The organism is Streptomyces cyaneus (genome assembly GCF_004028635.1).
Lineage (GTDB): Bacteria > Actinomycetota > Actinomycetes > Streptomycetales > Streptomycetaceae > Streptomyces > Streptomyces cyaneus.
Genome location: NZ_RQJW01000008.1, coordinates 223464 through 238596, shown reverse-complemented (window position 1 = coordinate 238596; position 15133 = coordinate 223464). Strand labels below are relative to the sequence as shown.

Here is a 15133-nt window from a genome sequence, read left to right as displayed (position 1 = left end):
GAAGCGGGCGAACGCCCCTTTCACGCCCCCAGGCGCGCTTGTCAGCCACCGTGCGCGGGCACTACTGTCACCACGCCTTGGTGAACGGGAAACCCGGTGTGATGCCGGTGCGGCCCTCGCCACTGTGAATCGGGAAGTCCGGCTCCGGCCCTCACGGGCAGCCACTGGGTCCTTCGGGGCCCGGGAAGGCGGAGCACGGGCGGTGCTACCCGTCAGCCAGGAGACCGGCCAAGGCGCGTCAACCATCCACGAGGTGCTGGAGAGGGTCTGCTGAGCCATGCACATAGCCGAGGGTTTCCTGCCTCCGGCGCACGCCGTCGCCTGGGGCGTCGCGTCCGCGCCGTTCGTCGTACACGGAGTCCGTTCACTCACCCGTGAGGTCAGGGAGCACCCCGAGAGCACACTGCTCCTCGGCGCCTCCGGAGCCTTCACCTTCGTCCTGTCCGCGCTGAAACTGCCCTCGGTGACCGGCAGCTGCTCCCACCCCACCGGCACCGGGCTCGGCGCCATCCTCTTCCGGCCGCCGATCATGGCGGTCCTGGGCACCATCACCCTGCTCTTCCAGGCGCTGCTGCTCGCGCACGGCGGCCTGACCACGCTCGGCGCCAACGTCTTCTCGATGGCGATCGTCGGGCCCTGGGCCGGATACGCCATCTACAAACTGCTGCGGCGGTACGACGTGCCGCTGATGGTGGCGGTGTTCTTCGGGGCGTTCCTCGCCGACCTGTCCACCTACTGCGTCACCAGCGTCCAGCTGGCGCTCGCCTTCCCGGACCCGAGCAGCGGATTCCTTGGCGCGCTCGGCAAGTTCGGCTCCATCTTCGCCGTCACCCAGATCCCCCTCGCGGTGAGCGAGGGCCTGCTCACGGTGCTGGTGATGCGGCTGCTGGTGCAGTCCAGCAAGGGCGAACTGACCCGGCTGGGCGTACTCCTCGCCAAGAAGCGGTCCGGGACCGGGACGGAGACCGAGGCGGTGGCCCGATGAGCAAGAAGACGATGAGCAAGAACACGAAGATCAACGTCCTGCTGCTGCTCGTCGTGGCCGCGCTCGCCGTGCTGCCGCTCGCTCTCGGCCTCGGCGACCACAAGGAGGAGCCGTTCGCCGGCTCCGACGGTGAGGCGGAGTCGGCGATCACCGAGATCGAGCCGGACTACAAGCCGTGGTTCTCGCCGCTGTACGAACCGCCGTCCGGTGAGATCGAGTCGGCGCTCTTCTCTCTCCAGGCGGCCCTCGGTGCCGGGGTCCTCGCCTACTACTTCGGTCTGCACCGAGGGCGGCGGCAAGGAGAGCAGCGGGCGCTGGAGCGGGAACGGGACCGGGACCGGGAGCGGGACGCCGAGAGCGTGGCCGGCGCCACCGCCGGGAAGACCGCCGGAAAGTCCCCCGCCGAAGGGGACTGAGCCCGCATGCTGCCGATCGACGCGGCGGCGCACAGCAGTCGCTGGCGCCGCCGTCACCCCGTGGACAAGGCCGTGCTCGGGCTCGGGCTCACCGTGCTCGCGATCTCGCTGCCGCCCTGGCCGGGCGCGGCCCTGGTGCTCCTGACCTCCCTCGTGGTGCTGCTCGGGCCGGCGGGCGTGCCCGGTCGCCGGCTGTGGCGCGCCTACCGCGTACCGCTGGGCTTCTGCGTGACCGGCGCGGCCACCCTGCTCGTCCAGGTCGGCGGGCCGGAGGGCTTCGTGTCCCTCGCCGAGGACGGTCCCCTGCGTGCCGGGGAGCTGCTGCTGCGCACCTCGGCCGCCTCGCTCGGGGTGCTGTTGTTCGCCTTCACCACCCCGATGTCCGACCTGCTGCCCCGTCTGGTGAAGGCCGGGGTGCCCGCGCCCGTCGTCGATGTCGCCCTGGTGACGTACCGCATGAGCTTCCTGCTCCTGGACTCCATGCGTCGCATCCGGGAGGCCCAGGCGGCCCGGCTCGGGCACACCGACCGGGCCGCGGAGTGGCGTTCCCTGGCCGGGCTCGGCGCCACCGCCTTCGTGCGGGCCTTCGACCGGGCCACCCGGCTCCAGGCCGGGCTCGCCGGGCGCGGCTACGACGGCACCCTGCGCGTCCTGGTGCCCGAGGCCCGGGTCTCCGTCCCCTTCACGGCCGCGAGTTGCGCACTGCTTGCGACGCTGGCCGCCCTCACTCTCGTACTGGAAAGGGCCCTGCCATGAGCGAGCCCACCGCACTGGTCGCCCTGCGGGGCGCGTCCTACGCCTACGAGGACGGTCCCGTCGTACTCGACGACCTCGACTTCGACGTGCCCGAGGGACGCGCGCTCGCGCTGCTCGGTCGCAACGGCAGCGGCAAGACCACGCTGATGCGGCTGCTCAGCGGCGGACTGCGCCCGCACGAGGGCCGGTTGACGGTGGAGGGTGCGCCGGTCACGTACGACCGCAAGGGCCTGACCCGGCTGCGGACGACCGTGCAGCTGGTGGTGCAGGATCCCGACGACCAGCTCTTCGCCGCCTCCGTCGCCCAGGACGTCTCCTTCGGTCCGCTGAACCTCGGTCTGCCCGATCCCGAGGTGCGCGCGCGGGTCGACGAGGCGCTCGCCGCCCTGGACATCACCGCGCTGGCCGACCGGCCCACGCACCTGCTGTCGTACGGGCAGCGCAAGCGCACGGCCATCGCGGGCGCCGTCGCGATGCGGCCCCGCGTGCTGATCCTGGACGAACCGACCGCCGGACTCGACCCGGACGGCCAGGAACGCCTGCTCGCCACCCTCGACGGGCTGCGCGCCGCCGGCACCACGGTGGTCATGGCCACCCACGACGTCGACCTCGCCCTGCGCTGGGCCGACGACGCGGCGCTCCTCACCCCGTCCGGCGCACTCACCGGGCCGGCGCCCACCATGCTGGCCCGCACCGATCTGCTCCAGCAGGCCGGACTACGGCTGCCGTGGGGGGTCGCAGCCGCCCAACTCCTGCGATCGCACGGCATGTTGACCGAGACGGCAGCGGGCCCGCGCACCGCCGAGGACCTGGCCGCCCTCGTCTCGGCCCCCGCCGAGGGCTGACCCGGCCTTCGGCCACGTCGAGGGGTCCGGAGGCACCAGAGGCGTCAATGACCTGAATGACCCTTTGCTCCCTGTTGTATGGATTCACGTACGACAGGGAGCGAAGGAACATGACCGACGACATGGCCGATGACATCGGGGACGCCGGCCCATCGCCGACCACCGGCTTGAAGCCCGATGCGATCGGGTTCGTGGACGCGCTCGTCATCGGGCTCAACTCCACCTCCCCGGCGTACTCGGTCGCGGCGGTCATCGGCCCGGTCGTGGCACTGGTGGGGATCTACGCCCCCGGCGTGATGCTGGCGTCGTTCGTGCCGATGCTGCTGATCGCCTCGGCGTTCTACTACCTCAACAAGGCCGACCAGGACTGCGGCACCACCTTCTCCTGGGTCACCCGGGCCATGGGGCCCTGGGCCGGGTGGCTCGGCGGCTGGGCCATCGCGATGACCGGCGTGCTGGTCGTCGGGTCGCTGGCGGACGTCGCCGTGACCTTCGCCCTGCTCGCCTTCGGCCTCGACAGCTGGGCCGACAACGACGCCGTACGCCGACTGCTCACGGTGCTGCTCATCCTGGTGATGACGGCTGTCTGTGTCATCGGCACCGAGGCGTCGGCCAAGGTGCAGAACGTCCTGATCATCGCCCAGGTCGTCTGCCTGCTCGTCTTCGCCGTGGTGGCGCTGTACCGGGTCTACGCCGACACCGGCACGCTCGACTCCGTCGAACCGTCGATCGGCTGGCTGGACCCCTTCGGAGCCGGCGGAGCGTCCCTGACCGGAGCCCTGCTGCTGGGCGTGTTCATCTACTGGGGCTGGGAGTCGGCGGTCAATCTCACCGAGGAGGTCGAGGACTCCGCCACCGCTCCGGGCAAGGCGGCCGTGTGGTCGACGGTCATTCTGCTGGTGACCTACGTGGCGGTCGGTTTCGCGGTGGTCGCCTACGCCGGAACGGCTTATCTGGCCGAGAACGCGGCGGAGGAGGAGTTCATCTTCGCCCTGCTCGCCGAAGAGGCGATGGGCCGCTGGGACTGGGTCGTCCTGCTCGCGGTCTCGACGTCCGCGCTGGCGTCCACACAGACGACGATCATCCCGGCGTCCCGCACGGCGCTGTCCATGGCACGCCGTCATGCGCTGCCCGCGCACTTCGCCCGCATCCATCCGCGGTTCCGCACACCCGACGTGAGCACCTGGTGGGTCGCCGCCATCGCCATCGCCTGGTACCTCGTCGTCAACGAGATCAGCGCCAACGCGCTGTTCGACTCGCTCACCGCGCTCTCGCTGCTGATCGCGTTCTACTACGCACTCACCGGAGTCGCCTGCGCCGTCTACTACCGCCGCCAACTCACCACAACCGTCCACCACTTCGTCTTCATCGGCCTCGGTCCGCTCGTCGGCGCCGGGCTGCTGACCTGGCTGCTGGTGGAATCGGTCATCGACATGTCCGACCCCGCCAACTCCTACAGCGGCGACTCGTGGTTCGGGCTGGGCCCCCCACTCGTCATCGGTATCGGCATCACCGCCACAGGCGTGGTCCTCATGGTCCTGCGGCGGCTGGTGGCTCCCGCGTACTGGTCGGAACGGCCCGGCGTGGTCGAGCCGGAGAGCAGTCGTTCGAGCGAGGGACCGTAAGATCGTCTCCTCATGAATACGAGTGCGGGGCCCGAGATGATCGCAGTCCCGGCGGGGCAGGTCACGCTGTCGGACCGGCGGACACAGCGGAGTTGGGCCGTCGAGCTGGCCCCCTACCAGCTCGCGACGTACCCCGTAACCCAAGCGCTGTACGCACAGGTCACCGGCGCGCATCCAAGCTCCGCCCGTGGGGACCGGTTGCCCGTCGAGAACGTCTCCTGGTGGGACGCGGCCGAATTCTGCAACGCCTTGTCCGAACGCGAGGGGCTTACGCCTGCCTATCGCCCGCACGGCGACGGCGACAGCATCGAATGGGACCTGTCTGCCGACGGGTACCGGCTGCCGACCGAAGCGGAGTGGGAGTACGCCTGCCGGGCCGGTACGGACGGACCGCGTTACGGCTCCCTCGACGAGATCGCCTGGTATCGAGGCAACTCGGAAGAGAAGCTTCATGGGGTGGGAGGCAAGCGATCCAATCCCTGGGGCCTGCACGACATGCTGGGCAATGTGTGGGAGTGGTGCTGGGACATCTACGACGCCGAGGTCTACGGGACCTACCGCGTGCTGCGCGGTGGCGGCTGGTTCGATGAGCACTGGAGTTGCCGGGCCTCCGTAAGGCGCCGCAGTCACCCCACTTTCCGGGTCGACGATGTCGGATTCCGTATCGCACGTTCCGTGCTGCGCTGATCGGCAACGTGAACGGCGGCCCAGGGCCGGGTGCGTGAACCCGTCGGCGCGGGCTCACCTCCGATGGATCCGGTCCACCAGGATGTCGATCACCAACGGCGTCCGCGGCCCGTACCCCAGCAACACCCCGTCCTCCATGTCCACGACCCGCCGATTCATCCCCGCCGGCGTCTGGCCGATCCCGGGAATGTCGACCAGCCCGTCGACGCCGCCGACCGACTCCAACCCCTTGGTCATCATCAGGATCACCTCCGGCTGCGCCCGCACCAGGGCCTCGCTGGTGATCGGCGTGAACGGCTTGTCCAGCCCGGCTTCCTTGCCCGCGTCCACCGCCCCCGCCGCCTCGATCAGCGAGTCGGCGCCCGAGCCCTTGCCGCCGATCAGATAGACGGCCGCGCTGCCGCGCATGTACAGGAAGGCGACCCTGGGCTTGCTGCCCTCGGGCACGGCGGCGCGGGCCGCGGCGAGTTCGTCGCTCATGCGCTTGTTGAGGGCCTTGCCCGCCTCGGGGACACCGAGCGCCTCTGCGATACGGGTGGTGCGCGTGGTGACGTCGGCGAGTTCGGTGGCCGGATCGAGAACGACGACGGGGACGCCGGCGTCGCGGATCTGGTCGATGGCCTCCGAGGGGCCGGTGTCGGTGTCGGCCAGCACGACCGTCGGCCGCAGCGAGAGCACGCTCTCCGCGCTCACGTCGTGCGCCTTGGTGACCTGCGGGAGCTTCTTCGCCTCCGCGAAGGTGGCAGTGATGTCGCGGCCGACGACGCGGTCGCCGAGGCCCAGCGTGAACACGATCTCCGCGACACCGCCGTTGAGCGGCAGGATGCGCGAGGCGTCCTGCACCGTCACCTCGCGCCCGTCGGAGGAGTCGACGGTGACCGGCAACTTCGGGGTGGGCGGCTCGCCTTCGAGCGTGACGAGGGTGTTCTTCGCGAGTTGCTTCTCGGCAGCGGCCGCGCGCTCGCTCGCGGAGGCGGGTGACGGGTCCGAACCGCCCGACGCGGCCCCGCCCCCACCACAGGCGCCCGTCAGCAGCGCGAGCGTCAGACCGAGGACGGCGAGACGTCTTTGGGATGCGCGCATGCGTTTCCTTCCTCTCTCCTGGCACACAACTGAGCAATAGTTTAGGTTAGCCTTCCCTTAGTTTCCTCTGGTGGGGGTGTTCCATGGCGTGGGCAAGTGGCCTGCACCGCAAGGGAGTTGGCCCGAACAAGGCAGTTGGACCGATCCTCGGGTTCGCGGGCGTGACGGCCCTGCTGCTTGTGGCCACCGGGCCGGCCATGGCGGCGGGCGGCGCGGCCACGGGCCCCGAGGGCCAGAAACTCACCGTCTCCAAGTCCTCCGGCCTCGACCCGGCCGGCGAGACGGTCACCGTGTCCGGCACCGGCTACAACACCGAGAAGGGCATCTACGTCGCCTTCTGCGTGGACAACGGCGCCGGCAAGACCCCCACGCCCTGCGTGGGCGGAGTGGACATGTCCGGCGAGTCCGGGGCGTCCGCCTGGATCTCCTCCAACCCGCCCTCGTACGGCGAAGGATTGGCGAAACCGTACGAAGGCAGCGGCCACAAGGGCTCGTTCAGCGTGCAGCTCAAGGTCCGCGCCAAGGACGCGAACACCGACTGCACCAAGTCCGGCATGAAATGCGCCGTCATCACCCGCAACGACCACACCCGGGGCGGCGACCAGAGCCAGACCGTACGGATCCCGGTGGCCTTCGACGGCACGGTCGGCAGCGGCGGAAGCGCGTCGAGTGGCGACGGTGCCACGGCAACACCGACCGCGACGGCCGGCGCGAGCACGACCGGCGGCACCGGCAGTTCGAGCGACGGCACCGACACGGCCTCCAACGGCCCGCTCGCCAGCACCGGTTCCGTGGCCCTGACGGCCGGCGCGACCGCGACGGCCCTGGTCGCGGCCGGCACCGGAACCTGGCTCTGGGCACGCAGGCGCCGCACGGCGAACGCGGACTGACACGCACCCGCGGGCCGACACGAACTCGCGGACTCCCCCGCACTCGACTCACATTCGGCAGGGAGACTTGAAGATGGCGAAAAGACCCGGCGCCGCCGCCGTGACGGGCGGCGCCCTGCTCGCGCTGCTGTGCCCGGGCGCGGGATCGGCGGTCGCCCAGGACACGCCGGCCACGCAGGACGCCCTGGCGTTCCCACGCGCGGTGTCCGGCGGGTACGCGAGCTGGACGACCGCCGACGCGCAGCCGACCGACCACGGCATGTCGATCGACGTCACCGAACCCGCCGTACGGGGATCCACGGACCGCGCCTGGTTCCCGGCCACCGGCGGCAGCACGGACCCCGAAACCGGCGCCGTGGATGTGGAGTTGGGCGGCGCGGCCCGGTTCGTTCCGTCGGCAGGCTCGGTACCGCCGTTGACGCTCGGCGGCCTGCGTCTGCGCCTGGACGACAACGGCGGCAACGGCGGCAACAGCGGTGCGCTCTACGCTCGCACGACCGCCGACGGCCAAGCCCGCGCGGTGACGCTGGCAGACGTCGCCGCGAGCGACGCCGGTCCTGCCGTACGGGCGGGCGGGGTGACGTGGACCGGTCTGCGGGCGTCGCTCACGGACGAGGGTGCGCGGCTGCTGGAGGAGTGGAGCGGGGAGCCGTTCGCCGAGGGCGACGGGTTGGGCCTGCTCGATGTGACGGTCGGGACCGGGAGCACGACCGCCCCCGCGCCCACCGACTCGAAACCGCCCGCCGCGACACCGGCACCGGCACCGGCACCGACCACCACCGCCCCACAGGAACCGAAACAGTCGACCCCCACTGCTGCCGTCGGGGTCGAGGAACTGACGGCGGGCGGCGAACAGACCGTCACCGGGGCGGGGTTCGAGCCCGGCGAGGTCGTTCTCGTCGCGATCGACGGGGACACCAGGTACCAGGCGGTGGCCGACGAGGAGGGACGGATCTCCCGGACGTTCCCGGTGTACACCACTGCCACCGCGGGCGCGCACACCGTCGAGATCTCCACGGTGACCGGGGAGCGCAGGGCTGTCGTGGACTTCGGCGTGCGGGCACCGGCGTAGGTCCTCGGCATACCCAAATCCCTTGTGATTTACGGGAGTTGGGGCTGATGGATCTCCTTTGCCGTCCATTGACAAACACACGGACCTCGTACTTAGGTTTGCCTTACCTAACCCCGACGGCTCCTCGCTCGACGCAGAGGCGCCCACACCGAGAAAGGTGACCAGCTCACCATGAGACCCGTTCCCTCCGCCCGTACCGCCGCCCGCGGCGCCCTCGCCGTAGCCGCCTCCGCCGCCCTGACCCTGGGTCTGGCCACGTCGGCCTCCGCCGCCACCTCGACCCGCACGGTCACCGACGGCGGCACGACGTACAACCTGTCGCTGAACTCGCCCAACACGGCCGCCGCCGCGGGCCAGGTCATCACCGTCTCCGGCTCCGGCTACAACACCGGCCAGGGCATCTACGTCAGCCTGTGCGTGGTCGACGGGGCGCAGGGCGCCAACAAGCCCACCCCGTGTCTGGGCGGCCAGGACGAGGACGGCTCCACCGGTGCCTCGCACTGGGTCAACAACACCTTCGGCGGCCTGTTCGCCAACAGCTCCAAGTTCGGCACGGGCGGCACCTTCAGCGTGCAGATCTACGTCAAGGCCACCCTCGACGACGGCAGCGTGTGCGGCCAGGACGTCGAGTGCGCCGTGGTGACGCGGGCGGACCACTTCGACAGCGAGGACCGCAAGTACGACGTGCACGTCCCGATCACCTTCCAGTGATCGGAGGGATCGGAGGGATCGGAGGGACTTTCATGCAGTACAGACGACCGGCGGCGCTCCTGGGCGCCGCCGCGCTCGTGGCCGCCTGCGTGGCCGTCGGTACGGCCGCGCAGGCCTCCGACACACCGAAGACGGCCCTCGGCAAGGACGGTCAGAAGCTCACCGTCTCCGCCTCCGCGAACCTCTCCCCCGGCGGCGAGACGCTCCGCGTCACCGGCTCCGGCTACGACGCGACCAAGGCCGTCTACGTCGCCCTGTGCAAGGACAACGGCGACAACCGCGTCCCCACCCCGTGCCTCGGCGGCGCCGACGAGACCGGCACCAAAAGCTCCTCGCAGTGGATCGTCCCCGAGGGCGACGAGTACGCGGGCGACCTGGCCGTGCACTGGGGCGAGGGCGGCACCTTCGACGTAGGGCTCGATGTCAAGGCCAAGGACAGCGGCCTCGACTGCACCAAGGTCACCTGCTCGGTCGTCACCCGCGTCGACCACCGCAACCCCGGCGACCGCTCCCAGGACGTCCGCATCCCGGTCGCCTTCGAGGGCCAGGACCCCGGCGACGGGGACGACGGCGGCGACGGCGTGGACGTGCCGCCGGGCACCGTCAGCTACGCGCAGGCCGCCGAGTTCACCACCGCGGGCCGCCCGCTGGACCTGCTGCTGCACCCCGACTCCGGGAAGCTGTACGTAGGTTCGGACAACATCCCCGACACCGCGGACGTCGCCGAGCAGGGCCTGTACGCCCTCGATCCGAAGGACGGCAGACTCCTCGGCCACATCCAGCAGGCCCCCGGTGCCACCGGCGCGCTCGCGGCCCGCGTGGTCCGCTGGATCGCCGCCCCGCTGGCCGGCGACGGCGTCGTCTTCCACTACCCGCTGCGCGGCATGGGCACCGCGAAGGTCGGCGACGCGAACGCGAAGGGCGTGTGGCTGACGGGCGGCACGGTCACGGGTGTCGGCCCCGGCAGCGACGCGTCCACCACACTCGTGGCCCAGGGCGCCGTGCTGTCCCAGGTCGAGACCGCCACCGGCGCGGTCAAGAAGTCCGCCGCCCTGGAAGGCGGCGGCATCATCGGCGTGGACACCGCGCGCGGCACCGCATGGTCGGCGAACACCCCGGGCGGAAAGCTGTACCGCGTCGACACCGACACCCTCACCGTGACCGCGACCGCCGAACTCCCGGCGGCTTCCGTCTACTTCGTCGAGACGGACCCGGCGACCGGCAACGTCTGGGTGGGCAGCGCGTACGACGTGCTCGTCTTCGACAAGGACGGCAAGCAACTGGCCAAGCTGACCGGCGAGGACCGGGCCACGGCCATGGCCTTCGACAAGGTCACCGGCGAGGCCTTCGTCCTGCGCGAGGACTGGGGCACCGCCCAGGACGGCGCGGACAATGTCGGCGCGCTGGAGGTCTACGACAGCGCCACGGCCCAGCAGGCGGCCGAGCCCGTCGCCCTGCCCGGCAGCCGCGCCGGAGCCTACGCGGGCGTCGCCGTGACCCCCGGCGCCACGTCCGTCTACGTCACCGACCAGGCCGAGAGCAAGGTCGTCAAGCTGGACCGCCGCGTCTCCCCGAAGGTCGTCCAGTCCCCCACCGACCAGTCCGTCGCGCCCGGCGACAAGGTCACCTTCGTCGCGGCCGCCGAGGGCGCCCCGGAGCCCACCGTGCGCTGGCAGGTCAGCCCCGACGGCGGACAGACCTGGTCCACGGTGGAGGCCGCGACGCAGAACGCGTACTCCTTCACCGCGAAGGCGGCGCAGGACGGCTACCGGTACCGCGCCGAGTTCACCAACTCGACGGGCACGACCCGCACTTCACCGATCACCCTCACGGTCACCGAGCCCGGTGGCGGCGACGACGGGGGCAACGACGGCGATGACGGCCAGAACAACCAGCCGTCGGGCACCAAGACCGTCACCGGCCCGAACGGCCAGAAGCTCACCGTCACCCCGGTCAACAACCTCGCCACCGAGAACCAGACCCTCAAGATCACCGGCACCGGCTATGACACGAAGAAGGGCATCTACGTCGCCCTGTGCGTCGACAACGGCGACGGCGAACTGCCCACGCCGTGCGTCGGCGGCGTCGACATGACCGGCGGCTCGCACTCGTCCGCGTGGATCTCCTCCAACCCGCCGGACTACGGCGAGGACCTGGCGATCCCGTACGGCGAGGGCGGCACCTTCGAGGTCGAGCTGACCGTCGACGCCAAGGACGACTACACCGACTGCTTCAAGGCCACGTGCGTCCTGGCGACCCGCAACGACCACACGCTCTCCGGCGACCGCTCCCAGGACGTGAAGGTCCCGGTCGGCTTCGTCGGGCAGGACCCGGTGGACACGGACGACGACACCGGAGGCACGGGTGGGAACGGCGGTTCCGGTACGACCACGACGGGCGGAGGCACAGGCGGCACGAGTCCCACCACCACGGGCGGATCCGGCAGCACCGGCACCTCCACCGCGGGCGGAAGCCTCGCCTCCACCGGCGTGACGGTGCTCTCCGTCGCAGCACTCGCGGCCGCGCTGCTGGCCACCGGCTGGGTGGCGTACCGCAGGGGCCGTACCGTCAACTGACCGACGGACAGCGCGAGTTGGCCCTCCGGCACGCACGGGCGCGGCGGAGGGCCACCGCGGTCAGACGGTCCGGCCCGCCACCACCCACTTCGACGGCAGCTCGATCCGCGTGCCGTCGGGCCCGTACTCGGTGGTGACGAGCGGCAGTTCGCCGCTCGCGAGGATGGTGAGCCCGGCCGCGCGCAGGTACTCGGGCAACGCGTCGTCGGCGACCTCGCCCGGGGCGATGCCGTGCCGGAAGATGGGCGCGAGCTTGGGCGGCGGTCCCGCCGGGTTCTGGGCGAGGCCCATGAGGACGGGCTTGGCGGACTCGGAGAGTTCCACGAGGAAGGCGCGACCGCGTTCGCCGACCAGCGTGGCGATGCCGTTCACCATGGGCTGCCGGTCGTCGGGCTCGGCCTGGTGCAGCACGCCGCGCATATAGATGTTGGTGTCGCCGAGTTCGGCGTGCAGCGTCTCGGCCTCGGTCTTCTCCACGGCGTCGAACAGCCGGTACGTCGCCTGTCCGGCGGGGTCTGCCTGCCGGGCGTGGTCGAGGGCCGCGGCGGACAGGTCCGCGCCGAGGACGCGCGGGAAGCGGTCGGCGAGGAAACGGGTCTGGGTGCCGTTGCCGCAGCCGAGGTCCACCATCGGCAGACCGGGATCGGCCAGGTGCGCCTCGAAGAGGGCCAGGTGACGGCCGGCGGTCAGGGCCGGCTCCGCATCCCAGAACACCGCCCCCTGTTCGTCGGGGGCTTCACTCCAGAAACCCTCCCAGGCCTCCCGGTATCGACTGGTCACGCTCATGCCCAACTCCCCAGGGTGCGACGCCGACCCGCCGTCGAGTGACGGGCGAGTACGGTTTATCGCGGCCTGGTCACGGCTACAAGCGCGTGGCGCATACCTTCACTCCGCATTCGACACTCGTGCGCCGTCGTACGCCCTGTGGGGCACCAGTCGTACGCCCGTCGGGGCACAAGGTGTCAGCGTCGCGGGAGCGTGAGTTCGAACCAGACGGTCTTTCCGGCGCTCGTACGGCTCGTGCCCCACTCGCGCGCCAGCGTGCTCACCACACACAGCCCACGCCCGGACTCGTCGCCCGGACCGGCGTTGAGCAGCGTCGGCAGTTCGTGATCGTCGTCGTCCACCTCGCACAGCAGTGTGTCGCCACGGACCAGGCGCAGTTCGACGGGACGGCCGTGGGAGTGCCGTACGGCGTTGGTGACGAGCTCGCTGACCAGCAGTTGGGCGGTGTGGACGAGGCGGGACAGGCCCCACTCGTGCAGCTGTTCCCGGACGACGGAGCGGGCTCGGCCGACCTGTCTCGGGTCGAGGTCGATGCGCCACTCGGCGACGTCGTCCGGCTCGATGCCGTTGAGGCGGGCCATCAGCAGGGCGACGTCGTCCTTGCGGCCGCCGCGTGTGTTGAGGGCCCGGATGATCGTGTCGCAGGCGGAGTCCATGGACGCGGCCGGGTGGGCGGCGGACTCGCACAGGGTCGCGAGACCGACACCGATGTCCTCGCCCCGCACTTCGACCAGCCCGTCGGTGCACATCACGATCCGGTCGCCGGGCTCCACACGCACGCGTACCGCCTCGAAGGGCACTCCACCGACGCCGATCGGCGCACCCGTGGGCAGGTCGAGCAGCTCGCTGCGCCCGTCCTCGGCACGGACCAGTACGGGCGGGATGTGACCGGCGTTGGCGATGTGCAGTTCGCTCGCGATCGGGTCGTAGACGGCGTACAGGCAGGTCGCGAGGTAGGTGTCGCCGAGGCGCTGGGCGAGGTCGTCGAGGTTGCGCAGCAGCTGGGCCGGCGGCAGGTCGAGGGCGGCCATGGTCTGGACGGCCGTGCGCAACTGGCCCATCATGGCGGCCGAGTTGAGGCCGTGGCCCATGACGTCGCCGACGACGAGGGCGGTGCGGGCGCCGGGCAGTTTGACGGAGTCGAACCAGTCGCCGCCGACCCGGCCGAGGAGGGTGCCCGGCAGATAGCGGGTGGCGATGTCGCAGCCCGCCATGCGCGGCGGGATGTGCGGCAGCATGCTGTCCTGGAGGGTCTCGGCGACGCTCTCCTGGTAGGTGTACATGCGCGCGTTGTCGAGGACGAGGCCCGCGCGGGCGGCGAGTTCGGCGCCGGTGACGCGGTCCATGTCGTTGAACTCGACGCGCTCCGGGTGCCGCAGCAGGATCATGAAGCCGAGGACGACTTGGCGCGCCTTGAGGGGCACCACCAGCATCGAACGGCCGGTGATGAGCGGCCGGATGTCGCGCTTCTCGAACTGCGAGGCGATCGCGTGGCCCAGCTGCTCGCTGATGCGCGGCACGAGAACGGGCTCGCCGGTGGTCATGCACTGGAAGAACGGCGTGTGCGCGGGGAACGGCATGGCCTCGCCGACCGGCACGACGTCGTCCCAGCGGCCGGGTTCGTCGGTGTGCTCGACGGCGACCCGGTGCCACATGGTGGTCGTGTCCGGTACGCCGTCGGGGAACCCCTCGCCGGCGACGACCTGTTCGCGCAGATAGGTGCCGGCGACGTCGGTGAAGCGGGGCACGACAGCCTTGCTGACCTCGATGATGGTCTGCGCCAGGTCGAGGGAGGTGCCGATGCGGCCGCTGACCTCGTTGAGGAACTCCAGGCGTTCGCGTACGGCGGCGTACTCGAGGTCCTCGACGTCGTCGGCGTATTCCTGCGGTAACGGCAGGCCTTCAGCGGCGGCCCGGGCGGCCCGCTCCCGACGGGCCCTGCGCTCGACGCGCCGGGGAACGCCCCAGTCGGGGGTGACGGGCACCCGGTCGTTCTGGCTGAACTCCAGTACCGGATAGCCGAGTTCGAGGATCTGCCCGACGATGCGGGCGCCCTCCTCGACGCTCATGCTGGGCAGGATCTCGGGGAGGCGGCGGGCGAGTTCCTCGGCGCCGGGGAAGTCGGTGTGCAGGGCGAAGCCGGGTGCGACGCGCTCGAAGCCGGTGTGCTCGTCGGGCTCGCCGCCCTGTTGGAGTCCGCCGACATCGGCGCCGAGCACCAGCAGCCGCTCCGGCCCGGGCCCCACCAACGGGTAGGCCCACCACAGGACGTCGACGCGGTCCCTCCCCCACCCTTCGGGCGGGGGTGCCCCCATCTCGCTTCGCTCGGGCACAGTGAGGCGGGCGCGACCCGCGGCAGGGTAGAACAGCCGCCCGTCGAGGGACGATTCGAGATCGTGACCGAACCCGTCGTATGCCCCGTACGCCCCGTACGGCGTGTCGTCGTCCTCCTCCGGCAGTGCTCCGGAGACGGGCAGCAGATCGACGGCCGGGCGTCCGATCGCTTCCTCCTTGGCGGCGCCGAACAGGCGGCGTGCGCCGGAGCTCCAGTGGGAGACGAGGCCCTCGCGGTTCACCACGACCACGGCCAGCGGGATGCGGCCGGCCGCGGCGTGTTCCGTCCCCGCGCCGTCCCTCTCGGTGCCACGGTCCATGGCCCAGGCCCTCTCTCCCCACGGCTCCGCAAGATCTGTGCCCCTGC

13 protein-coding genes and 1 riboswitch are annotated in these 15133 nt (G+C 71.1%); of the genes, 10 read left to right on the top strand and 3 right to left on the bottom strand.

Annotated elements, in window-relative coordinates; all coding sequences use genetic code 11:
* The first annotated feature begins 61 nt into the window (after positions 1-61).
* Positions 62-247: riboswitch (cobalamin riboswitch) on the top strand.
* Positions 248-277: 30 nt separating this feature from the next.
* From EHO50_RS29380 to EHO50_RS29355, 6 genes are all read left to right on the top strand, one after another.
* Positions 278-985, top strand: coding sequence for an energy-coupling factor ABC transporter permease (locus tag EHO50_RS29380; RefSeq protein WP_128434228.1), 708 nt, complete (start codon positions 278-280; stop codon positions 983-985).
* An 11-nt stretch (positions 986-996) separates the two neighbouring features.
* A complete protein-coding gene (locus tag EHO50_RS29375; RefSeq protein ID WP_128434422.1) occupies positions 997-1401 on the top strand; it encodes an energy-coupling factor ABC transporter substrate-binding protein in 405 nt (134 codons plus the stop codon).
* A gap of 6 nt (positions 1402-1407) precedes the next feature.
* Entirely contained in the window at positions 1408-2157 is a 750-nt protein-coding gene (gene cbiQ / locus EHO50_RS29370) for a cobalt ECF transporter T component CbiQ (protein ID WP_128434227.1), read from the top strand.
* Complete coding sequence (locus EHO50_RS29365; protein ID WP_128434226.1) at positions 2154-3002, top strand: energy-coupling factor ABC transporter ATP-binding protein; 849 nt, start codon at positions 2154-2156, stop codon at positions 3000-3002. Before cbiQ ends, EHO50_RS29365 begins: the two co-directional genes overlap by 4 nt.
* A 122-nt stretch (positions 3003-3124) precedes the next feature.
* Positions 3125-4627, top strand: a complete 1503-nt coding sequence (locus EHO50_RS29360; RefSeq protein WP_128434421.1) for an APC family permease — start codon at positions 3125-3127, stop codon at positions 4625-4627.
* Positions 4628-4639: 12 nt separating this feature from the next.
* Positions 4640-5314 carry a formylglycine-generating enzyme family protein gene (locus EHO50_RS29355; RefSeq protein ID WP_246101544.1) on the top strand — a complete coding sequence of 225 codons (675 nt, stop codon included), beginning with the start codon at positions 4640-4642 and terminating at the stop codon, positions 5312-5314.
* Positions 5315-5368: 54 nt separating this feature from the next.
* On the opposite strand, the gene EHO50_RS29350 is transcribed toward EHO50_RS29355, so the two are convergent.
* On the bottom strand, positions 5369-6397 hold the full coding sequence (locus EHO50_RS29350; RefSeq protein ID WP_128434225.1) for a heme/hemin ABC transporter substrate-binding protein: 1029 nt from the start codon (positions 6395-6397) through the stop codon (positions 5369-5371).
* 83 nt (positions 6398-6480) lie between these two features.
* On the opposite strand from EHO50_RS29350, the gene EHO50_RS29345 reads away from it, so the two are divergent.
* The 4 genes from EHO50_RS29345 (at position 6481) to EHO50_RS29330 (ending at position 11646) form a co-directional block, all read left to right on the top strand.
* On the top strand, positions 6481-7287 hold the full coding sequence (locus tag EHO50_RS29345; RefSeq protein WP_128434224.1) for a hypothetical protein: 807 nt from the start codon (positions 6481-6483) through the stop codon (positions 7285-7287).
* Between the two features lie 73 nt (positions 7288-7360).
* Positions 7361-8359 carry an HtaA domain-containing protein gene (locus tag EHO50_RS29340; protein ID WP_128434223.1) on the top strand — a complete coding sequence of 333 codons (999 nt, stop codon included), beginning with the start codon at positions 7361-7363 and terminating at the stop codon, positions 8357-8359.
* A 171-nt stretch (positions 8360-8530) separates the two neighbouring features.
* Positions 8531-9070 carry a hypothetical protein gene (locus EHO50_RS29335; protein WP_128434222.1) on the top strand — a complete coding sequence of 180 codons (540 nt, stop codon included), beginning with the start codon at positions 8531-8533 and terminating at the stop codon, positions 9068-9070.
* 32 nt (positions 9071-9102) lie between these two features.
* On the top strand, positions 9103-11646 hold the full coding sequence (locus tag EHO50_RS29330) for an immunoglobulin I-set domain protein (RefSeq protein WP_128434221.1): 2544 nt from the start codon (positions 9103-9105) through the stop codon (positions 11644-11646).
* Positions 11647-11706: 60 nt separating this feature from the next.
* Here EHO50_RS29330 and EHO50_RS29325 read toward each other — a convergent pair whose 3' ends face one another.
* Both EHO50_RS29325 and EHO50_RS29320 read right to left on the bottom strand, forming a co-directional pair.
* Positions 11707-12432, bottom strand: a complete 726-nt coding sequence (locus EHO50_RS29325; RefSeq protein WP_128434220.1) for a class I SAM-dependent methyltransferase — start codon at positions 12430-12432, stop codon at positions 11707-11709.
* Between the two features lie 176 nt (positions 12433-12608).
* Positions 12609-15086 (bottom strand): ATP-binding SpoIIE family protein phosphatase, encoded by a 2478-nt coding sequence (locus EHO50_RS29320; RefSeq protein ID WP_128434219.1) that lies wholly within the window; start codon positions 15084-15086, stop codon positions 12609-12611.
* Positions 15087-15133 lie beyond the last annotated feature (47 nt).